A 23574-nucleotide genomic window follows, 5' to 3' on the forward strand; every position below is an offset into this window, starting at 1 on the left:
AGAGTTTTGAAGTCATAAAACCCATGGGATCATCTTGGGGGCAAGCAGAAACAGGTCGAAGCTCTCCTGCTGTCCGTCTGTCGTAATGAAACATAAAGTCGGAGGAAAAGCAGGTGCAACTAGCCCGTCCCGCATCCTGATTTCCGGGACATTTTCCAATGCTTTTTTGCAGTCGACGATGGTTTCATGGGCATTTTTATTTCAATTAGTTAACCGGTGCCGTGAGTTACCAAGTGAGGCAACCAGTACAAGGTCAAAAGTGCGACACCTTGGAAAAGAAAAAGTACAGGTTAATGGAGTGGTGATTAATTTCGTAACGGTTTCTACGAGGTTTTTAGCGATGATTCCAGTCTCGCACCCACGAAAAACCTTCTGGGATCTTGCAACTTTTTTTTGTAAAATGTAGCAGAATGCCTAACCTTGTATTGAATTTCCAACTTAAATATCTCCGCTAAAAAATTCCAGCCGACGCCGCTGGGATAATTCACAAAATGCCTTGAACCGGAAAATTTTTCCGGAAGCCTTCGTGAACAATTTGACTGTTTACCGGTCTGCATTTCCCTGCCGTGATCGACCGGAAGTATTCGGATGATCACCGGTTTGATGTTGGCGTATGCAACTTGAGGAGTGACAATTTGCGCTCAGGAATGCCCAACGCAATGGGGTTTTGATGCACATCTTCGGGAGCAATATCCCGCAGTGTTGCCAGAAATTCCCTTATACGTGCCCCAGCAGTGGCCATGGGCGAACCTCAAGAAAAAACTGACGTCCCGCATGCTCAGGGGAAAGTGTTTGCGCTCATTGCTGCGGCATCATCTCAACCGATTTTCCGGGCAAATCCATCTCTAAATCAGGAGAAAATGGATCATCGCCTATACATAACTACCGGGGATATCGCCTTCGGTGGTATCGGTAAGTTGCCCTTACCTTTTAAAACATGCAATCATGTACAGCGAAAGTCACGAAGGGATTATTGCTGAGACAAACTGGTCGTGCGACGAGCTGGGAATAATCCTTTCGGTAAGTACGCATCAATTGCCATTGACCCCTCCTGGGCCGCGGGGTGAGCTCACGGAGCTGACCGGCTTTTACTTCCGTCCCTACCTTGGTTGGGTGCTCATCAGCTACCGGGGTTACCGATCAGCCTGCCAGTTTTGCGCTCATGAAATGCCTTCGCGGATTGAATGGCCGCTATCAATAATGCAATTAAATGTGACCAACCATACAACGCAGGAAACCGAAAAAATGGCGTATCTGTTGACTGACGCAGCTCGCCGGCAAATGAGGGATATGTTGGAGAAGCAACGATTAAGATATCGTAATGCTACTGATCTGGCGGCGGAGTATAATGCTGTTGAGAACATCGTCCCTGTATCGTTCATGTTTTTCATGGCCGGACTGCCATCGCTATCGGGAGGTAGGACCACTTTGCCGTTATAAGTGGTCAGGTGGCAGCTCCGACCATGAATGTCGTTTTCCCCTTTTCCAGGAGGGATGGCCCAACCAAACATTTGTGGTTCTCTTTTAGACCACATTTCATTCCGGGATCAACCGATACGGTTGTGCATTTTGTATACGCATTAAAGGATACCCAATTGTTTTTCTTTTAAGAGAAATACTGGCGATAAGAATACAACCAGAAAGAAATCAAAAAGTGTCAACAAGGGGTGCTATTAAGCGGCCACTTGAAAAGCTTGATTCTATTATGATCAACAATACAAATAAATTATCCCTCCGTATCTCCGTGATTTTGTGCATGCTCAGTGCATGTAAGAAGGGGTCCCTGGATGTGAATCCTAGCTATGCCATCGCCACCATTACGGCGAGACAGCACCTGAACGCTGCCATTTACGCCAGTAAATGGAGTAGCGAGACTTTATTGGAAGTTAAGGGCACAACTTTTCGATTCAGGAATAATTTCAACGGACGGCTGGGGGATTCTGTTTCAGTGGGCTACTATCAGGGAGGACAATTAATCCGTACGAAAGTATACTGTGATTGGGATTATATCAACGCTGAAGTCAGGAAAAAGCTAACAGCGGCAGTCTTCAAGATACTGACAGATGACGCTGATCCTCGTCGGTGGAGGACAATTTTGAAGTTTGACCTGGAACTTCAGGTCCCCCGTTTGCGCCAAACAGACACTGTCGTTTATTTCAAATATCCATTCTCAGCATTCTACTAACCCATGAAGCATCTTGTTGTAACATTAACTGTAGCATTTTGCATGATTGCTACTTCCTTCTCCCAAGTGAAACTCAATGCCTTCATGAAGCATAGAGATTTGGGTTCGCTTAAAGGAGCAATAAGAAACTGCGAACCCTGTTTTTACGATCCCTCGAATCTTTTCTTTTACGAAGATAGTACCGGTAGGAAGATCTCTGTCAATCCTGATGTGGTGGACTTGATTAAAGTAGATGGCCTTGGCGTTTTCCGTAGCTTTCCGTTAAAGATTAATGGACCTGGAAATTTTGTCTTGGACGAGCGGAGATTTGTACGAACGGTCTTTAAAGGCATGCCTTTTTCTCTCTTGGAAAGTGAGATTGAAGGTTACCGGTATTTTCTTTATGAAGACCGAACGAAGGGCAAAGTAGGAATCTGGAGATGGAGTCAAATTGAGGAGCAACAGTATGAACAAGCAGGTGATTACCTAAATCAACTACAACAATTTGCGGCGCGGGAGCAGGTTATTATTCCCCTGGAATTTTTGCAGAATGGCCGCTATGAGGTGGGACAACTGATTTGGGTGACCAAATTACTCAATAGGGATTCCAGTTGGATCAAACCCCTCGATACATCAGATTATGACCGTTGCCCCACCCGTTGGTCTGTTTCTGTCCGGGGCACTTTTGGCCGGCAGCAATATTTTTCTCCAATTAAACAATCAGGACCAACAATCGAATTTGGTATTGCTCGGGATTTTCAGGATGAAGCAGAAGAAAGTATTGTTAGTCTTGGTGCTGCATTCGGGTACTCTGTCAGTTCGGGTCGAGGAAACTTGGGAGGTAAAAACATACAACTGGCTTTTGAGGAATTCTTTATAAAACCAAGTATCATGGGAGCGCTCGATGTGGGTGAACCGATCGTGGGCATGCCGCTCTATCTTGGCCTGAGATACGGATATTATTTCTCTTATTATAATCAGGCATTCACTATCGATGGGCAGTTGGGGGAAGAAGGTTTGAAGAGGGACCAGAAACGAAGCTCCATTGAAGTAGACTTACAATTAAAATTGAAGCGCAACTTGGCGGCGGAGATTGCATTTGCGTTAAACACAAATAGAGAAGACCTGCCAAGTGTAAATTTATTTGTAGGCGCCTATTTCAGGTGGCACTGACCAATCAAATGAAGCGGTATGGGATTCGACGAAAAGGAAATACAGAGATAAGAAGATAACAAAAAATGCCCATGTTCAATTTTTACCTTTTCCGTACGACACCCTTACGACGAAATGGCGATAATATCCCATGTTGCCGTCCGATAGAACGCAAGGTACCAGCGGTATTTCGATGGCGCTTTTGCCAGAGGGTGCCAGATCTCCTGCAGTCAGATCCGATAATCATAGCATGCGACTGAATAGGCTCACTACAATACCTCCGGCCTCCATTACGCGCATGCGCAATGGCGACCTGCAACTGGCCGCTACGCTTGGCAGTGTGACCCAGCAATCATTGCTACTGTCCAGATTGGGACGAGAAGAGCACCTAAAATGGCAATTTGTGCCTACGGTAGGTACAGGCTGTAACACTGAGGCCGAAGCAGCCTGGGAAAAAAATGATGGCTCCTTCAGTCTAACGGGAACAACGGAAGGCGCTCCCTTCTGTGTAAGGGTTGAGGAAAAATGATAGCAGAATGGCAATGCACATGATCCGAAAACGAAAGATGTGAAGGTTCAAGAGTAGTTATGCCCTTGGCTGCTATGCAGCCAAACTCATTATAGAAGGAAACTAAATTGCTTATTCACCAAAACCTCTGCTTATGCGTCTTTCGGCTTTCAGCATCATGCTGATGTGCATATTCTATGCACCATGGTCCTTCGGGCAATCCGCCGCCACAACGGACATTGCAGTATTCGGAGCATACGCGGACAGATGCGCCAGGATCGAACAGGATCTGAACGCTTATACCAGTAAACAGCTCAAAAAAATTGAACGGCTGGCGCAACGGCTACAGTCTGGTCAGGGCACTGCGCGTACCGATACCGCCAGCCAACCCGGTTATGCCGAGCGTCTGAGGAACCCAGTGGCCAGCAACCTGGCTGCCCTCGCAGACGGAAAGGACCGGGCCCTGCATTACATCGGCTTTCTTGATTCCTTCCAGACGGCCCTCAAACTACACGCCATCAACCCGGGTGCCGTCCAACACATCGAGCGGCTCGGGCAACTGCTGGAAAAATCAGGACATGTCCAGCAGGCATTCAACGAATCTGCGATGATCGAAGGAAGACTGGTAGGCTATCTACAGACGCTGGCAGGGCAGCTACCCACCGCAAGGGCCATGCGGCAGCTTCGGGAATTGCAAAACGCCGTGGGGGCGTACCAATTGAAGATCCGGTACTACAAGCAAGCGCTGACCAATCCCGACCGGGCTTTACGGGAAGTGTTTACGATCCTGAAAAAGACCCGGGTTTTCCAACAGTTTTTCAGACGCTATTCAGCGCTTGCAGCGCTCCTGCCGCCCGATCCGGCCGAGGCAGTTCTTTTGGAACCTGGTACATTCGGTCTGCAAACGCGCGAGCTGGTCCGCCAGGCAATGTATGACCGGGCAGGCCAGAGCGTTAATACTGCTGCTTTCGCGAGTCAAAGCGCCACCGAGTGGAAATCGCAACTCCAGCAACTCAAAAACAAGCTCGAAAATGCTAAATCCCGACCGCTGCCGGAAGATGTGCAGGGCAACCCTAATCCTGAAAAAACAAAGTCCTTTCTTAAGCGGCTACAGTTCGGTACCAACGTGCAAAGTACCCGCGGCAACGGATTGCTGCCAGCTACCACCGACCTGGGGATATCGGTGGGCCTTAAACTTAACGCCCAAAGTGTCGTCGGCATCGGCGGTAGTTATAAAGTAGGCTGGGGAGAAAGTATCCGCAAAATCCGCCTGAGCCACCAAGGCGCCAGCCTGCGCTCGTTTATCGACTGGAAGATCAAAGGCAGCTTCTATTGCAGCGGTGGCTACGAATACAACTATCAGCCAGTAACTACCGAAACACCTCCTACAATACGCTTCTCTTCATGGAAGAACAGCGGCCTTATTGGTGTTTCGAAAACCATCGCTGCCAATCACAAATTTTTCAAACAAGCCAAAATGCAGGTACTGTGGGATGCGCTGGCTCGTCAGCAAATGCCGCGCAGCCCTGCCTTTAAATTCCGAATAGGCTACAATTTAAACTAACCGCAATGAAAAAAAAGATCATCCATTTCCTGTTTGCTATCGTGGCGACACTGCCGCTCTCCGCACAGATCCCCGAACCACTCCGTTCCATTCCAACGCCTAACGCCTTTTCGTTCCAGGAGTACGGTAAGCACGATGTATCGCACTTCTCCGGTACGCCGGACATCCGGGTGCCGCTGGCCAACATCGCCGTTAAGACTGGTAGTATCGACATGTCACTATCCTACAATGCCACCGGCTTTCGGCCCGATGTACATGCTTCGTGGGTAGGAACGAACTGGAATCTCAACCTCGGAGGGGTGATAACACGGCAGGTGAATGGCCTCCCCGACGAGTTTAGTTACTTTATGAACAACTATTGCAATTGCATCAGTTATATGCCCAACAATGTCAGCGCCACCTATAATTCGGGGTTTGCAAAGCGCACCTACGATACCAGCTACAACGTGGGTTACCTGATGAATGCCACCAATCATTTCCTGAACTTAAATCCCGGCAGCTCACCGATGGCCTGGACGAAGTATAGCCCGCCTGTACCCTACAAAGGCTATTGGTATAACAATTCCTGCATTGCCTTTGACAAATTCTGGAAAGATACTCCTTTCGGCAACCTTCCCAACAATGATGATTACTATGACGGTACCAAGGATCTGCAGTCCGATGAATATTCATTTAACGTGATGGGGCATAGCGGGAAGTTCATGTTTAAAAGCGATGCCACCATTGAGGTGATCTCCAACCGGAAATATCAGGTCGCTATACTCCGATCGGATGATACCATCCCCGGTGCGTTGCTCAAACCCAACGCCGATCCACAGGCGGGATCAACCTGTCCTAACTGGGTCATGGGATTCAGTCCATGGAAGGCTTGGAATCGATACCCGAAAACAAGATCCGGTTTCAGGATTACGGCTGATGATGGCACCCAGTTCGATTTCGGATCACGGTATGCCTACCTGAACGCGGTAGACTATTCCATTGCGGAAAGGTACATGCTCGGACAGAACGGCCACGGCCAGCAGGATTTCCTCGATTATTGGCAGGCTACCTCCTGGTACCTCGCGTCGGTGAAATTCCCCGATGGCAAAAAGGTATATTTCGAATACGACAGGGCTGAGTACACCCGTGCTATGTATCTCAGCGAGTTCTCTTACGGTATCCAACAGGGCAACTCCGGCTGTCCCATCGCCAATGCGAACTACACCTTACCTGGCAACATCGTCCAAAGCAAGATCCAATCCCCGGTGTACCTGTCAAGGGTGTATTCGGACTTGTTGGATATTCGTCTTTTCTACTCCAATACCGGCGAGTCCAACGCCCTCACGCAAAATGCGATTCAGGATTTCAAATGGAAAAAGCTGGACTCCGTGCGTTTCATTGACAACGAGGGACAGGGCGGTGTGTGGCGCTTCCGCTATTACCCCCTAGTCAACTACAGCCAGCGCCTGTTCCTGTCTAACGTGGAGAAATTCTCCCATACTGGGCAGAGGAGCGGCGAACTCTACCGCTTTCTCTATGATACCACCCTCACCCTGCCGGACTACCTTACAGGCCGGACCGATCACTGGGGTTACTGGAATGGTATCGATACACGCAGTGTAATAGGAAAAACCAACGCTGCCCTCGATACGTTACGTAAGGCTGTCCTTGCTAATACCAGAGCGGGCTTGCTGACGCATCTATTCTATCCAACCGGCGGCTATACCCAATTTACTTATGAACTAAATACGTACTCCAAACGTGTCAAGTTGGACCGAACCCAAGGCGTAGATCTTGCAGGCGGCAACCAGAAAGCCGGTGGCCTGCGCATCAGGCGCATCCGAACCGTCGATACGCTGTCGGGGATAGACACGTATAGTGACTATTACTACGTCACTGGATATACCAACCTGCTTTCGCCTGCCGCCGTGGAGGCCCTCCCTTCCAGCGGCGTCCATAACATCAACAGCTTCGTCTATCATTGGACGGACCAGGTCACCCGGATGTTCAATGATCCCATCTGCCTGCAGAATATGAAAATCTCCTTAACTTCTAACCAGCCGCTCAATCCGGTATTTGACGACGGGTATGTGGGATACACTACGGTGATCGAGCGCCAGCGTGATTCCAGTTACAAAAAGTACACCTATAGCAACCATGACAATGGCTATGTGGATGATCCAGTAGATGCGACAATTAACCCTTGGTCAAGCCCCTACAATCAATTCTCCAAAAGAACGCAGGATCGTGGCAATCTGTTGGAGGAAGCCTCCTTCAACAGCAAAAACGCCATAGTGCAACGCATTTCCACGCAATATGCCCCGATTTCGGCAACGCCACTTGGCGGGCCGCGTTCTTTCTTCAAGCACATTACAATCGTCAGCCTGGACGCCACCAGTTGGAACGCTAGTTTCCCCAATCCGGCGCCGATCAACTACCTGGTCAGCAGTCGGATAAAAGTTTACAGTTACCGGATGCTACCCAGCAGAATTACGACAACCAACTTTAGTATGACAACCGGTGATTCCATCACTACTGTCAGGGAGCATGCTTATGATAATCTCGAACACGGACAGCTTACCTCGGTTATCGATTACGACAGTGACGGCTCCATTACCCGGGAAATCATGAAATATCCTCGGGACTATGCCCCTACAACGGTGCTCACTAACCTGGTCAATGACCACAGGATCAGCACGGTCTTGGAAAAACTAAGAACATTCAAGGCAAGCGCTGGCGCTGACGAGAAAGTAACCGAGGCGGTACTGACCGAATACGCCCTAAATCCGGCAGGCACCTACGAGCTTTCGCTGGTTAAAACCGCATACAAGGCCGAGATAGACAACCCATTCAACCTTTCGACTATGACTGCGACCGTGCCCTCCAGCAACGGCTGGAAGAGCAGCAGCGTTTGGACCAAGGACAGCCGTTATAAAACGTACCTGAAAATAGATAGTGTCGACAGGTATAATAACATCACCAATTTCGTTGCAAAAAAGGAGCCGCGCATGCAGAAGTTCTTCGGTTTCGGAGGCTTAAAGGAATTGGGTTCTTTCGAGGTAAGCCCTTCAAGATCGATATGGTCCCCGGCATACACCAGCTTCGAGACAATCGTGACAAGGGACGCCGCGGATGACTATAGTACAACCCGGACAATGCTGGATGATAGTACCTGGCTGCCAATCGGCACCTTCAGCACTACCTATTCATTTACAGGCAAGCAGTCTTTTGTTGGCAGGGCACGTTACAACGGACCTGTATGGATACAAGGCACCATTTACGTCGCTGCGAGGACAGGTGGCGCCGCACCCACCCTTGAGCGCTACACCCCCGGCCCTAACACCTACACCCCTCTCAACGTTCCCGACAGCATTGTCGGCTACCGGGATGGTTGGACCATTTACCGTTTCTACTATAGCAATGCGGCGACTGTGATTACAGTCAACAGTAACGGAAATTACATCGATGAACTGCGGATGGGAGCGCGTGAATTTGGAGACGACCAGACGTTCCAAACATGCAGCTATGTGGATGGCCGGATATCGGAGATCACCAACCATCTCTACCAGCGTGAACGGTATCATTATGATGCGTGGGGACGGCTCATAAGGGTTGTCAACGAAGACAAGACCATCAAAAACGCATATTCCTATCAACTGGCCGGCCCTAATCAATAGGCAAATCAAAATTCAATTCAAAATTCATGAAACTACTCATCATATTCTGCGCGATGCTGCTCTTGTACGCTCCGCTGGTGGCGCAGCAACCGCTGGGTTCACCATACGGCGCCGGCGCAAAAATTACCTTCGTCAGGAAGCTGGAACCACAGATGGCCATCATCAACCCCGACAGCCTTGTGGGCCGTTCGCATCGCGAACAAAAGCAGACCACCGTGTACTATGACGGCCTGGGTCGTCCGGTGCAAACGGTGGTCAAGCAAGGCAGCCTTGCCACTGGTATCGCGGCTACGGATCTTGTGACCCCCGTGCTGTACGATTCTATGGGACGCCCATCCCTGACTTACCTGCCTTTTGGCGCCAACGCGACCGGGGGCAATACCTCTCTTAGCGACGGGCTATTCAAAAGTAATCCCTACCAGCAACAAGTAGCTTTTTACAATACCCAGCTCGCCGGACAAGCCGGAGAGACAAACCTCGGCGGAGGTAACCTTAACTGGGCCTATAGCCATCAGCTCTTCGAAAAGTCTCCGCTTGGACGGCAGGTGAAGCAATTACCGCAGGGTGCAAGCTGGATCGGCTCCGGTCGTGGTACCAGGATCATAGAAGCAGTCAACACGGACGCTGATAGCGTCAAAATCATCACCTGGACATATGTGGCAAGCAACTGGAGCGGCTTCTCGATACCCGGGCAGTATCCCAAAGGAACGCTTTTCAAGACCATTACCGTCGACGAGGCGGGGCGGTGCCATATCCTGTTTCGGACCAAAGGCGGGCAACCGGTGCTGGAAAAACGGCAGGTCACCGCTGCGGCTGACACCGGCCAGGGAAGCGGGCATGTCGGGTGGCAGTGCGTTTATAAGGCGTTCGATCCCATGGGCAGAATGAGGCTCGCTATCCAGCCGGTAGGCGTAGATCTGGCTATGGCCAATAGCTGGAACCTGAGTGCCCTTTCCGGCGCGATCCTTACCCAGCAATGCTTCCGATATGAATACGACGGGCGGGGGCTGATGATCAGGAAGATGGAGCCTGGTGGCAAGGAAGAGAGCTTTGTATATGACAGAAAGGAGCGGCTTGTTCAAAAACAAACCGGCGTGATGAAAGCTGCCGGTTCGTTTCAGTGGCAGTATTTCACCTACGATGAACTGAACCGCCCGGTATCCTCTGGTGTCTTCACCAGTGCAAGCAACGTATACAGCGATAATGCGAACGCTGCAAACGCATCGGGTGATTGGCCCGATCTGCCCAGCTATACTTACGAAGAGCATACACTTATCCATTACGACAACTATAAGGATATACCTGGTGGTCTGCCGGCCACGCTTACTTCGAGTGCGTACGAAACGGCCAATTTCCTAACTTCTTATAATAGTGCGCCCCACTACGCCGAACCGTGGACAGCGGTAACCTGGGTGCAGAACCGGGAAACGTGGCGAAAAGTCCGCGTGCTGGGAACATCCGATTACATCTACGAGGTATCCTTCTACGATAAGAGGGGTCGCAAAATCCAAACGGTGGTCAAGTATCCCTCCGGTGCACTGACGCGCACGAGTACCCAATTTAATTTCCGCGACAAGCCCGTCAAAATGAGCATTGCCCATGCAAAGACGGGGGCCAATAATTATGATTTTGCGCTGATTTCCCATTTTAACTACGATGATGCCGGTCGGGTGCTAAAGCTCAACCGTGGATTCACCAACATGAGTAACCCGACGAGGATTTTCGAACATAAGTTCGATGCACTGGGTCAGATGGTCGGCAAAAACCTGGGCAACGCGGACGGTCAATCCCCTGACAACACCGCCATTTTGCAGAATATCTACGAATATAACGTGCGAGGGTGGGTTACGGCGATGAATAAGTCCTATGCCACTGACTCGTCGAGCACTTTGACCTGGTCGCCTTTCGGTTACCAACTTTTTTACGATAAGACACAAGGGGCTATCAGTGGAACCCCGTTTACGGTTGCTGCGCCGATGTATAATGGCAGTATCGCTTCGATGATCTGGAAGAGCTACGGCGACAGCCGGGTGCGCCGATACGATTATACTTACGACGCGCTTGACCGGTTGACAGCTGCGGATTTCCGCGAGTTCTCCGCCAACAGTTTCTCCAGATTTCAAGGCCGAGACTATAGCATGAGCGGCGTTAGCTATGATAAAAACGGCAACATACTGACGCTTAACCAGCGAGGATGGAAGCCTGGCGGCGCTGTAACCATAGACTCCCTGCTGTACAGTTATGTCCCTTTTAGCAGCCAGCTCAAAAATGTCCTCGACAGGACCAATGATACCGCTACAGCGCTTTCAGATTTCCGCAGCTCGAAAAACTATATAACCGCACTGGGGGGCACCAAAACTACGGCAGCGACCGATTTCGGGTATGATGCAAACGGGAACCTTACCAGCGACAAAAACAAAGACCTGCAGGTAATCCAATACAACTTCCTGAATCTGCCGACGGTGGTCAACAGTCCGGGGAGGGGATCAATTATCTATGGTTACGATGCGACCGGCCAGCGCATAAAAAAAATAATCCGTGACTCGACCGGTACATATCCCGTTGAAAAAACGTTCCTTTATTATGGTGCCTTCTGCTATGAATCGCAGCAAACCAACCCGGCGGCCCCCTCGGACAAAACTGAGGTGCTGACCCTAATCGAGCATGAAGAAGGGCGCATCCGCTTCAAGACCTCGACGACAGATGCCGAATGGGATTGGTTTATTAAGGACCATTTAGGGAATGTTCGACAAGTGTGGACCAATAAAGCCAAAAATATCATTTATCCTGATCTTACTTTCGAGGGACAGCCTGGATCTGCACAGGTTCAGAACCAGGATGCCTATTATGAGAACAGGACCGGGCAGGCGATCAACGTGGCAGGGGTCCGGATATCCCGTCCCGCCGCGATGGGCGACACGGTTTTAAACGGGCATAATGTACATCTGGTTCGCAGAAGCACGGGCAGCGTCGGTGCTGCAAAACTGCTAAAAGTGATGCCAGGGCAATACATCACTGCAACCGTCGAATACTTCTATCCGTCCACCAATACGGATAATTCGGGTGTTCAGCCCCTCAATGCGTTTCTCACCTCGATGGCCTCAGCTTTTTCGGGCGCCTCTGCAATTTCGGATCTGCTGAAGGGGCAAGGGACGGCCATTACCAACACCCTATTGTCAGATGTCGCCCTGGCTTCAATGCTTAACAAACCAGCAGCCAGCCAGGGCGCCAACCAGGCGCCGAAGGCTTATCTCCATGTCCTCTACTTCGACGAGCAGTTCAATTTCGATCCGGTAGCCAGCCAGGTGGGAGTGGTAGCCTACCAACCCGGACAAAAAGGAATACTGGGGACCGGTTTTACGGCAAACATCACCAAAAGCGGGTATGCTTACATTTACTATAGCAACGAATCCGATGCACTCGTTTATTTTGATAATTTAAAGATTGGCATCACTGGACATATGTTCATGCAGGATAATCATTACTATCCTTTCGGATTGATCGCTAAGTCTATCTCTGCCGAGTCGCTCCGCGAGCCAGTCAATGTGCAAAATAATAGGCGTTTTAACGATGCTTCGGAACTCCACCAAAAAGAAATGAAGAATGTAAGCCTGGAATGGTATATGACCGATATGAGGCCCTACGATCCCCAGCTCGGCCGTTGGAATGCCGTGGATACCAAGCCGACTCATGCTGAAAGCCCCTACGTTGGCATGCGCAACAATCCGATCCGCTACAATGACCCAATGGGCGATACGATCCGGGTCGCCGGAGACATCTACGCCCAGGTCATTATCGGGGCCATACTTCAGAAAGCTGAGCAAAGCAGTGCCAAGGCAGCCAAGCAGTTTGATGATTTAAAACGAAATAAGAACACCGTCACCATTCAATTGGGCGGAGACAACCACACTGAAGCAACAAACATCAACAAATCACATGCAAAACAGCAGGTGGAACGTGGTGATGTAAAGGAAGGCCCCAATAATACTGGCGGATCAGGCAGTATTGTAACATTTAAAGTGTCAGGGACGAAACTGATTACCACAAATGGCGTCGAAGTCAATCCGGTCACGGATTTTATGCACGAAGTGCTTGGGCATGCCGGACTTAACGCAACAGGAGATAACCGCGGTGGAGATATTGAGGGTCTTGATGAGGGTGAATGGCAGGCTACCCACATTGAAAATGATCTACGCGCCGCAGCGGGGTTGTCACTAAGGCTATTTTATAAGAAGATTGATTACCACAATATCGACGAAGATACACATACTTACGTCGGTGACGGGCCGCGGATGGTTGACCGAAAAGGAAATAGCATCTACAAGCCAGGGTTTAACTATTATAAAGAAAATCCTCGAACACCATGAAATATCTTTTAATAGCCATGCTTGTTGCCATCTCTACCGAAAGACCTTTCGAAAAAGTGAGGGACCAGATTTACAAGAGTCAACAGCGCGCATTAAAGCCTATCAAACGCGACCCTAGGCGATGGGAATATGAACGAACCATGACACACGACCGTTCCATATCGAACTACGCCCTGCGAAAGGGAGATAGTGCACTACGAGCGCATGGAATACTTGAGCCTTTTAAGGATAGCCTGATGTTTTTGGTGGACTTTCAGACGCATGGGTTTTATGGCGGCCTAATGTGGTGTGATAGCACCAAAATTTTTATCTGGGACTGGAGCAACGGTTTTTCTTGCAAGGTCAGGAGCGTGGACTACCTGACGCGCTATGAACAAAGAATTGTACGAAGCTCAATGGATTTTTCTGACAGCCTATTTGTTCAAAAGCGTGCATTGCTGGGTCAGGAACACGGGAAGTACACGTCCCTTACCAAATGGTATGCACCGGCTTTGAAAAAACCGACCATTACGCGCCTGTTCTTCGTCCCGCCACACTAAGAGTGAGACATCAATTATTGACGATCAATGAGGATCATCAGTTAAAGGTTAGACCTGTATATCGCCTTTTTCCAAATAAATAAATCCCCATGGGAACATCGCCGCGCCGGCCAGGCGCGGCTTTTTTTTGCCCAGTCCTTGAACCTGTGTCCTTGTCCTACGGCACCAGGCTACCTTCAACCGAAAGTAAAAGTAATGGCCGAACACTGGCAGACGATATTATTAGAGCGGTACGGCTGGTATTACAGCGCAAATTTCGATGCGGCCGGCATGCCCAACAACGTCGATATTCATACCCATGGCCTTTTCGAGCGATTCAATCACTACGATCTGCAGATATGCCTGCCGGTAACGGCTGGTGAACTGGAGCTGGTGAATGGATTGTTTGGCATCGTCGTTGATGAAATTGCCTTGGGCAACCGCTTTCTTCCAGGCATACCTTACCTTGGTCTGCTTGCCGCTCCGGTAGCTGTATCCTTTGCCATGGCTTCGGTGGCAGGCAGACGCTACCTGCGGATCATCTACCCTGACATTGACGGCGAAGTAACAGCTTTCCCCTTCTGCACACAATCAACGCAGTTGACCGATCACCGACCACTGTTACCAGTTTTCCATGAACCCGGCGATATCGTCGATATCGGAGACGTCGCGCATTTCATCCTTGCCCTCAATACTGCCCACGGCCTGGTGTACCGAACCGGCTTGGAGCTGGCTACTTTCTGCCTACCGGGCGAAGAAGAGCCAGCCTTTGGCTGGGGTGCCGTCGAGAGATTGGAGGCGGTGTTGCATAAATGTCGGGAAATATGCGGGGTCGAGTTCGATATGGATAAAATAGCCATCCAGATGGAAGTCGTTCGCAAGGCAATGCTGCCAGTATCTTGGTTAGTGGAAAAAGGGCTTTAACAAAAGTTCCTCATCCTGATCTATCGTTTTTTCCGCTATGAAAAGATTTGTGTGTGGCGCCTTTTCTTTGGGTGCCGGTTTTCTTTTTGGCTTTGGAAAAAGAAAAGCGGCGGCGGGCACGCCAAAAGCGCCCCTTTGATGGGGCGCTTTCGCGGGTCCAGGTCAGCCGTTACAGAAGCGACTTAGCTAACTGGCGGGCGCATTGCTCTGCCGCAGGATTGAGCTTGCGCTGCCATGCCATTTCAATGCGATGAAAATGAAATCCCCTTTTACCTAACAGTTCAATGACTTCTCTGGAAGGCTTATTCGGCCATTTCAGTTGCACTCGGTTCTTCTCCGGGTCAACGATGAGGGTAACTTCGCCGTATTCCTCCATTTGGTAAGCCATCGCGGCAATGCTGTGTAGCTGCGCTATGCGCTGTTTTTTTGTCCGGATATTCTGACTGTTATTCGTGAGCCTGTAGCGTGGATAGCCCTTAACATTGCCGAAACGCGGGTTCATCAGTTCGTGCCAGTTTTCCTCAGTTGCCCCTTCCAGATGTAGGAAAGCCTCCTTGTCATTTTTGCGGACGCACTTGTTAGCCGCAACCATAAATTCATGGATTTTCTCCAGTTCGGCCACCTGCGCGATGAGTTTTTCAATGGCATCAGGGTCGTCGCTCGAAACGGATCGGTCGTTGCGGATGCCTTCAGCCTTGGCGGTGAAATAGCTGGCGGTTTGCTGATGGCTGAAGTTGCTCCCAAAAACACCATCGATGTCATCAGCCTGCTGCTGATGTTTGGCGGCCTGGCCTTCAGCGTAGTCAATTCGGTTCTGTTTGCGTTGTTCAAAATCGTTCTTCATAATAAAAGTGCATCGCATATACCGGCGACGCGGCGGGAAAGTGAAAAAAATGGTTTATTAATCATTTCGGAGCAGCTCATAAGCTGCAAGAATTTCGCGGGTCATGGCGGCTGCCAGCGCTTCGCCGTTAGCGTTGTGGTCAGGGTGCCATTTCATGATGGATTTGCGGAAAGCCTGTTTTATTTGCTGTCCGCTGGCTCCCGGCTCAATGCCCAGCACGCTCCACGGGCTATTTTGTGTTTCCTTCAGGACTGCCTCGGCCTCATCCCGGCTCATTCGCTGATCGAATGCTGTTTTCCATTGGCTGGCACTGCCATGTCCGTCTGTTGTGTCATAGGTAGGGTAACCGGATAAAAACGGGCGTTTGCTCTTAGCCATAACTGTTATTGTTTTATGTATTCGACTTCGTGGGGACGTTCCTTGCCGGGCAGATTCATGGCGGTGAGGTGCTTGCAAGTGCGGTGCGCACGCCACCCCGGGCAGTCACATCCCCAGTGTTTTTTCTGTTTGTACTGAGCGATGGTATAGAGGCGGTTAGAGCTTTCACTACGGATTTGAAAACGAAACCGCCATTGGTCGTTATCGGGTAGTGTCATGGCGCTGTTGACTTTGAGTTGTGGTAACATGCCTTTTTGTTTTAGAAGTGGATAGAATGCTGGTATTCATACCGGGTAACCGGAAAGGGGCTGGCGTGGCCCCCGGTACGAAACCGGGGGAGCCAGCCTCAAGGGGAGGTTAAAAAGGGAGATCGTCAGCAGTCGCACCGGTGGTAAAAGCTGCGGCAGCAACAGTTGGCCGAGGCGTACCCTTATGGGGGCTATTGGCCCAGCCTTTCCATTCGAAGTCGTTTACATCGATTATCAGCCGCCCGACCGGTTCACCCGCCGTATTGTTGTAGGCGCGTACGCCTATTATGCCGGTGATGGTCATGACCTGGCCTTTGAGGATGTGTTTTCCTGCCCCAGTCCTGTGCCATAAGCGGCATTCGAAGAACCGGTTGCGTTCTTTCCATTCGTTAAGCGTCTGGGAAAAATACTTGTCGGTAACGACCATGTTGAAATTGACTACCGTTTTGCCACTTTCTAAGTTGGTGGTGGTGGCATCGGCTACGATTGTACCTACGATGAGTTCCATGGTGAATTGATTTTAAAATGATGAATAAGTATTAATGCGTTCGGTTTTTGCCGCACTCGGCTACGCCTCGCGCTTCACCATCGTAGCATACCAATTCCTATCGGGGCCAGTCGGAAGTCAAGGTTTTCGCAGCAATTTTTTTTTGACGCTTCGGCAAAAAAAAATTCAAGAAACCTGCGCGGCAAAGTGCAACGGCGCCGCAGACCTTTACTTTCGACTGGAAACGATCGGACCTTCGCGACCGAATGGTCGTTAGAGGCGCAGCCGAATCAGCGGTGAGGGAGAAGGCGGATACGCCTTAACGAAAAGGGAAGAGTTTGAAAACCACCTCAAAAAAGGAAAGTAACACTACCGGTATGACAGTGAATATGAAAACAAGAAGGTATCTCCCGACCGCAGAAAACCGTCTGGCGTCCCGCAATCAGGGCCAACTGGACACCGATATGGGTTCCAGCTTCGTTCATTGCTAATCCGATGTAAGGGGAAAGATTGATAATTAATAATCAGCAAGCTCAAGGCCGCAAACGAGGTTCATTGGAAGGTTGAATAACCCGGTTACCTTGCAACATGCGTGCTGCAGCATTTAACTGTTCAACTGTTTTCGTAGCCGGAGCCATGGTCTGCGCACCCTGTAAATCCAACGTCATAGTATCTGGCGCTTCATCCTGGCTCTCCGCGGCTGCTATGGCTGCCAGGTCAAGTTCACCAGTCTGCTGCATCTGGTTTTTCTGAATACTAATGGCTATTTCCCGCTCCAGGCGACGAAGTTCCTCCTTCATCGATGCGAGCTCTGCCTCCTTAGTAAACGTATTGTCAAGTATTTTTTCAAGCACCGGCAACTCGCGCTCGATGTCCAATAGATCCTTTTGCCGCATTTGAAGCAGATGATCGACATTGTCAATTGCATGAAGGAAATACCGAGCCGCCATTTTTGCATTACCATCGATCGGCTTTCCGTTGGATGACATGTAGCGAATTTCGGTACCTTGGCGTTGTGCGAATAGCTTATTCTCCTGGGTGGTGTATTCTGCATACTTATCGCTATGCCTGCTGCGAATGCCCTGGATAAAAAGATCAAAACCGTAAAGTTGTCCGATGTGGGATGTTTTGGTGCCAGTGAAATTTTTATACAGATCAATGATATAATTCCCCATGTGTTCCGGGTCACTACTGCGACAGTCTTTCAGCAAAATAGGATTGGCTTTGGTATCATCTTTTTCAAAGTATAGCTCATTATGATAATGCTGAAAATCTGCCTGTAAAGCAGAAACCTGTCCAGCAATTGTAGTTCGTTGGCTGCGAAGATTGGCCGCCACTTGGCGGTTTTTGAATTGATCCCGTTGATGCGCAACCTTGAGAGCCTCCAGTACTGCAATCTTCTTTTCCAGCTTTGACTTTTCCAAAAGGGAAGTATCACCGGATAGGATGGCGATGTATTCGGAAAAATTCATCCCAGTCTGTTCATCGATTGCTCCCTCATCAATCGTCCGAACCTGGAGCGAACAGTTCTTCATCTGACTGATAAAGGTTTGCTTGTTTTTCAACAAGTTAAACCTGTAGTTATCAAGAGAACGTTCAGTAGCGTAGATGTAACGGAATACTTTGCCCTCTAAGAATTGCAGAGCCACGAGGTTCCCTTGTCGGGCTCCGCGTCCGCCGCGCTGTTCCATTTCAGATGGCTTCCAGGGAATATCGAGCTCGTGCATGGCAACGACGCGTTCTTGTACATTGGTACCGGTACCTAACTTGGGCGTACTGCCCAATAGCACCCGAATGTCCCCACGATTAAACCGGGTGAAAAGCTCGTGTTTTTTTGATTGCGCCCAGTCGTGGATAAAGGATATCTCTTTTTCCGGTATCCCATGTATATCAACGAGCTTTCGTTTAATGTCTGCATAGACGTTAAAACCATCACCACCAGGGGTACCCATGTCACAGAATATCAGTTGTGTCCCTCTATATGGGGTACTTTCTTGGTAAATTTGAGCCACTTTCGCACAGCACAAGGATATTTTATTCCGGGCATCGTCCTGATAGCGAGCTGAAATGAGTCGCATGTCCAATGACATTTTCTTAGCGTAATTGGTTGCGATAAGCATGCGGGCTTTGTCTTCCCGAGGGGAAAGAGGGCCTCGCCCGAGTAGTTTGCCGTTACCGGTCTTAGCGAACTCGATGAGCCGCACCATAAATTGTGCCTGGTCGTCTGTTGGTGGGATATTGACCAGTACATCTTCCAAGACAGGTTTACTCAGGTTGATATGTGCAGCCGTCTTATAATCTGCTATTTCGTTATAAAACATCGCCAATTCCGGCACCTTGATAAAATGGCGGAATCGTTCCTTAGAAATGATTTCATTGGTGACAGAAAATTCAAAGTCGGTAGTCTTCCGGGCGAACACGGCCGCCCATGAGTCAAAATTGCCGATTCCTTGCCGCTCTAACTCACGGGGTCGGAGGTATTTAAACAACAGGTACATTTCCGTAAGTGAATTGGAGATGGGTGTGCCTGATAGGAATGTCGCATTAAGGTCACTATTGAAACGCATCTGGAGGCTGCGTATGGCAAAAAGCATATTAAGAGCTTTCTGGCTGCCTTCCATGTTGCCCAACCCGGCGACGCGATTGTGTCGGGTGCTAAAAGTAAGGTTCTTGAACTGATGGGATTCGTCAACAAAGAGGTGGTCAATTCCCAATTCAGCAAACGAGATATCAGTATCTTTTTTCTTTTCAATGACGTACTCCAGATCCTGGAGGGCTCCGCTGAGGTTTTTCTTGCGAATTTCCAAGCCTTTAAACATCCGTTTGGAAACACTCTTTCCGAGGTCCACAAGTGTTTCCAGGTCGCGCTCTACGTTTTCAAGCTCATCTCGAATAATAATCTGTCGAATTTCGGGGCTCATCGGTATCTTTCCGAATTGTTCATGCGTCAAAATGATACAATCCCAATTGTTGTTTTTTATTTCATGAAAAAGACGTTGGCGCTGCCGCGGATTAAAATCGTCTTCAGAAGGCGCAAGGATTCTGTCACTCGGATATGCGAGCCGATATGTATGTGCAATTTGGCTTACATTAGCCTTGAGTGCAAGGATCACCGGTTTGTTGATGATTCCAAGTCGCTTCATCTCGTGGGCAGCAATAATCATGGTCAGCGTCTTGCCTAATCCTACTTCATGGTCAACTATCCCACCCCTGTTTTGAAGTAGGCGAAAAGCGGCGTCTTTCTGTGAAGGGTAAAGATCCTTAATGCCGAGTGCATCTTTTCGCAAGCCGGGAAAGGTCATATGACTGCCGTCATATTTCCGCAATACGTAGCAGTTGAAGGTATTGTTGTAGCGCTTTTCAATCTGCAGCTTCTCGTTTTCTGGAAGTTCCTGGAGAAAGTCAAGAAATCCCGTGCGGATGCTTTCAATTCGATGATGTGCCAATTGAATGGCTTCGTTATCAGGAACCCGGACCTTACTTGAACCGACTCCTACTTCGTAGGTAAAAAACGGTGCAGTATTTTCCAGCGCATGCTCTGCGAGGGCCGTACCGAGCATAGTATGGCCCTGTTTCGGAGAGACCGCATATTCATTACTGATTTTGGGGTTGTCATACTTTGAAACAACTTTAAAAATATCTACCGACTTAAAGAAGTGGACCTCGGTTGGCACTTCAAATAGCCTTGTCAGGTATTGTGAGTAGTAATTCGCTGGAATCCACCTTTCACCGAAGTTGAAATCCAGCATTTCAAAGGGAATAGGTTGGGGTTGAACAAGACGTATTGCCTCCAGTGAATCTTGGAGGTATGGGTTATCTTGGTTATTGGCAGCAGCTATTTCGGCATGCCTCAGTTTTTCAACTACATTGCCGCTAAGGTAAAGATCGCGTGTTTCCCATGAATCGCCGTCCGGATTTAAGAAAATATGCGTTCGAAGTGCTGCGATCGTATCAGCCTGTGTCGATGAGGTCGCCAATGCAATAAAATCAATGTTTACTCGTCCGTAATCATTAAGGCTACGGGCTAGCGCTTCCATATGGTCATGGGTTACAAACTCAATATCATTGGAGCCCAATGCGGAAGTTTGAATATCGGCCGCCACATATCCCTTTTGCTCACGACGCTCCAGCGATGAAAGGATTATATTGCCGAAGGCTGCGTCGTTGAGTATCAACCGTCGGTTATCGGGTAGGTTTAATTGACCATACGTATCAGTAAAGGATTGATACTGTTGTCGTAGCTTTTCCCTCAACGCTTCCACATCATCTGCGTCGTGAGATTGCTCCAACCGCATGTAGGAATCTCTCAGTAAAATGTATCCACTATAAAATTGGGTTTTATTGCCAGACCGTGAAAAGGGAAGGAATGGAGCGGAACGATAATCTGGTGCGGGTTCCCCGATGCTGCCGGGCACACCGTTGTGGATAACAAGGGTACCTTTGCGATAATATGGCTGCATGTCCCTGAATTGCCCTTGCGGTCCGAGATCGAGGCCAAAAGATTCCTTCATCACCAAGTCACCTTCGTATAAGAAGGAACAATCGAACTCCTGCAGTTTCTTGGAAAGCGCTGCCAGATCCCCGGTGATCGATGTCGAGTTTCTCCATCCAGGAGGGAAAGTAAGTTCAGCTACATTGGAATGAAGCCGAAAAACGGAGTGTTTGCCTTTAACTGTTTGGGCTGTAACCAGCACTATGGAATCATGATCAGGCTTCTCGTCGGTGCGAATGGTGCTGACAATCCGGGCTGATGCGACCAGTACACCCGTATCGACTTTGGCGTTTAAGTAGGCGGAAGCACGGTTCATAGCCTCGGCCGGCGCTGTATCAAAGAGGCCTAACTGCATATTGCCTGAAGGCACTTCAGGAGCGGGAACCTCCAGGTACGTAAAGACATGCCGTTTAGGAGGTGCAGTAACCGCAACAGCGATGCTCTCAAAACGCTTCCTGCTCAATCTTTGTCGGAATCCCGCGGTTAGTATCTCACGGAGCTGTGCGGCGATTTCGTCGAGATCGCCATGCTGCCAGATTGCCTGGGTGGCTTTCCCATACTGGTTGGAACCAGCTTTCACCTCATTTCCACAAATAAGATGAGTGTGCTGCGAAAGGAATTTGTTCACAGTATATTGCCCGTATTCGTTCTCTTGTGGCACTACATCTTGCAGCAATATTTCTTCACTGGTAAGGGCAGTCTTCTGTAGGTTCTTTTGAACAACCAGCAGGTGGGTAGGTGCTTCCGTATTGCCCGTAGTTTTCATAAGATTATCCGGCATAACGGCCAATGCGACCAGATCCGCCTTAGAAAATAGTCTTGCGCGATTTTCCTGGTTACCAGGGCTATTGAGAAAAGCGTCAGTAGTGAGAAAAGCAAGTATTCCTCCATCAGCAACAATATCGATGCCTTTTGCGAAAAAGTAGTTGTGAATCCGGGAGGTGTTCCAGTCTTCATACGCACGGTCATAAACAGAGAAGTTGCCGAATGGAATGTTACTTACAATCAGGTCTGTAATAGCTTCTCGATCTGCCACTTCTTCCAGACCACAGATGTGAATGTTGGTTGGCACCGACCATGTGCTGGAAAGCGCTTTCAGGATATTGCCGGTTAGGTGGTCTTTTTAGACGGCGGTAACCTCTTGCAGGTTGGGAAACGACCGGACGGCCTCGGTGATGAAAATCCCGGCGCCGGCACTCGGCTCGTATATCCTTTGAGGGGAAAGGCCACTTTCGATCATGGCTTCAAACAGGACTTGTGGAATGACAGTCGGTGTGTAGAATGCAGACAGCACGCTCTCCTTCATGGCGCTTACCGCCTGCTTGTAGTCATCGGCGGCAAGGTGCTCAGAAAGTAAGAGATGGAGATCCCGATTTAAAGGTAATAGCTGCAGGTCCGCCTCCTTAGCGCCGGATGCAACCCAGCCTTCCCGCTCAGTGCCGGGAAAAAGGATGGCGGGAATACCTCCGAAGCCCGCGTATGATTTCAAGGCGGAAACCTCCTGCTCGGATAGCTTCCTTTTTCCGTCCCATTGCAGGGATATCCGTAAAGCCGCAAGGTTGCCCTCCAGCTTACGCTTCGCATTGTAAGCCATACCACACAATTCATGTTCACTACGAAGATTTGGAAGCTATGCCTCCGCTGAGATGTATTCGCTAATGGCGCCAACTATGGAGTAGCGCAGCAGGCGATTGTCTTGGGTCTCGAAAGAAAAGCCAAAGCGATCAAACTCTTCTCCACACACCGTTAGGAGACTCATGACGGCGTGTATGCGCACACCACTATGCGTAAACTGCGTAAGATAATCGCTAAAATCCTCCTCTAGGATGTCAAGTACATACCTGAAGCGGGAAGGCCCGAGCTCGGAGATCATTTGTGCCATGCACTGCTCCTCAATTTCATAGGCTGGCATTTCCCTGGCAAGCAGAGAGGCAAGCAGGTGGTCGACGGAATCGACCTTCCCATGCAAATAATCGGTATATCCTCCCGTCTGCTGCAGCGAAGAAACAATTTCCGGGCTATGATCAACCAGGTAAGTATGCAGCCGCTGTGTTAGTAATTCTTGCATTTGTACTGTTTTAGTGAATTATTGCATCAAGCCAGTATCAGGGTAAAAATGCGTTTTTTTGTCGTTATCAAAGATCAGATTCATGCAGTGTATAAAAAAATAACTATCTCCCTGGGCATTAGCTTCAGGTGATAGACGGCATATGTGTCAATCACCATACAACGAGGACCGGGTGAGAACAAACAGAATCAGCGATAGACATGG

General features: G+C 49.3%; 15 protein-coding genes. 8 read left to right on the forward strand and 7 right to left on the reverse strand.

Going from position 1 to position 23574, the window contains the following annotated elements; genetic code table 11:
- Nucleotides 1-945: 945 nt before the first annotated feature.
- The 8 genes from EG028_RS02145 (at nucleotide 946) to EG028_RS02180 (ending at nucleotide 14853) form a co-directional block, all read left to right on the forward strand.
- Nucleotides 946-1440, forward strand: coding sequence for a hypothetical protein (locus EG028_RS02145; protein ID WP_120514397.1), 495 nt, complete (start codon nucleotides 946-948; stop codon nucleotides 1438-1440).
- A 265-nt stretch (nucleotides 1441-1705) separates the two neighbouring features.
- Nucleotides 1706-2185: a hypothetical protein gene (locus EG028_RS02150; protein WP_123864518.1), complete on the forward strand. Its 480-nt coding sequence runs from the start codon at nucleotides 1706-1708 to the stop codon at nucleotides 2183-2185.
- Nucleotides 2186-2188: 3 nt separating this feature from the next.
- Entirely contained in the window at nucleotides 2189-3337 is a 1149-nt protein-coding gene (locus EG028_RS02155) for a hypothetical protein (protein ID WP_123864519.1), read from the forward strand.
- Nucleotides 3338-3978: 641 nt separating this feature from the next.
- Entirely contained in the window at nucleotides 3979-5388 is a 1410-nt protein-coding gene (locus EG028_RS02160) for a hypothetical protein (protein ID WP_120514401.1), read from the forward strand.
- Between the two features lie 5 nt (nucleotides 5389-5393).
- Entirely contained in the window at nucleotides 5394-9044 is a 3651-nt protein-coding gene (locus tag EG028_RS02165; protein WP_120514402.1) for an RHS repeat domain-containing protein, read from the forward strand.
- Nucleotides 9045-9070: 26 nt separating this feature from the next.
- Nucleotides 9071-13411 carry a DUF6443 domain-containing protein gene (locus EG028_RS02170; protein ID WP_120514403.1) on the forward strand — a complete coding sequence of 1447 codons (4341 nt, stop codon included), beginning with the start codon at nucleotides 9071-9073 and terminating at the stop codon, nucleotides 13409-13411.
- On the forward strand, nucleotides 13408-13950 hold the full coding sequence (locus tag EG028_RS02175; protein ID WP_120514404.1) for a hypothetical protein: 543 nt from the start codon (nucleotides 13408-13410) through the stop codon (nucleotides 13948-13950). The genes EG028_RS02170 and EG028_RS02175 overlap by 4 nt, the downstream gene beginning before the upstream one ends.
- 195 nt (nucleotides 13951-14145) lie before the next feature.
- Nucleotides 14146-14853 carry a hypothetical protein gene (locus tag EG028_RS02180; protein WP_123864520.1) on the forward strand — a complete coding sequence of 236 codons (708 nt, stop codon included), beginning with the start codon at nucleotides 14146-14148 and terminating at the stop codon, nucleotides 14851-14853.
- Nucleotides 14854-15022: 169 nt separating this feature from the next.
- Here the strand turns inward: EG028_RS02180 and EG028_RS02185 are convergent, their stop codons facing one another.
- The 7 genes from EG028_RS02185 to EG028_RS02215 form a co-directional block, all read right to left on the reverse strand.
- Nucleotides 15023-15697 carry a DUF3560 domain-containing protein gene (locus tag EG028_RS02185; protein ID WP_162946213.1) on the reverse strand — a complete coding sequence of 225 codons (675 nt, stop codon included), beginning with the start codon at nucleotides 15695-15697 and terminating at the stop codon, nucleotides 15023-15025.
- A gap of 57 nt (nucleotides 15698-15754) precedes the next feature.
- On the reverse strand, nucleotides 15755-16075 hold the full coding sequence (locus EG028_RS02190; protein ID WP_120514407.1) for a J domain-containing protein: 321 nt from the start codon (nucleotides 16073-16075) through the stop codon (nucleotides 15755-15757).
- Nucleotides 16076-16080: 5 nt separating this feature from the next.
- Nucleotides 16081-16323: a hypothetical protein gene (locus tag EG028_RS02195; RefSeq protein ID WP_123864521.1), complete on the reverse strand. Its 243-nt coding sequence runs from the start codon at nucleotides 16321-16323 to the stop codon at nucleotides 16081-16083.
- A 109-nt stretch (nucleotides 16324-16432) separates the two neighbouring features.
- The gene (locus EG028_RS02200) at nucleotides 16433-16831 is read right to left on the reverse strand and encodes a single-stranded DNA-binding protein (protein WP_120514408.1); all 399 of its coding nucleotides are present in this window, start codon (nucleotides 16829-16831) and stop codon (nucleotides 16433-16435) included.
- 512 nt (nucleotides 16832-17343) lie between these two features.
- Nucleotides 17344-22374, reverse strand: coding sequence for a helicase-related protein (locus tag EG028_RS02205; RefSeq protein WP_120514409.1), 5031 nt, complete (start codon nucleotides 22372-22374; stop codon nucleotides 17344-17346).
- Between the two features lie 51 nt (nucleotides 22375-22425).
- The gene (locus tag EG028_RS02210) at nucleotides 22426-22896 is read right to left on the reverse strand and encodes a hypothetical protein (protein ID WP_120514410.1); all 471 of its coding nucleotides are present in this window, start codon (nucleotides 22894-22896) and stop codon (nucleotides 22426-22428) included.
- Nucleotides 22897-22932: 36 nt separating this feature from the next.
- Nucleotides 22933-23370 (reverse strand): hypothetical protein, encoded by a 438-nt coding sequence (locus EG028_RS02215; protein WP_120514411.1) that lies wholly within the window; start codon nucleotides 23368-23370, stop codon nucleotides 22933-22935.
- Nucleotides 23371-23574: the final 204 nt, after the last annotated feature.

The organism is Chitinophaga barathri (assembly GCF_003807585.1).
GTDB classification, from domain to species: Bacteria; Bacteroidota; Bacteroidia; order Chitinophagales; family Chitinophagaceae; genus Chitinophaga; species Chitinophaga barathri.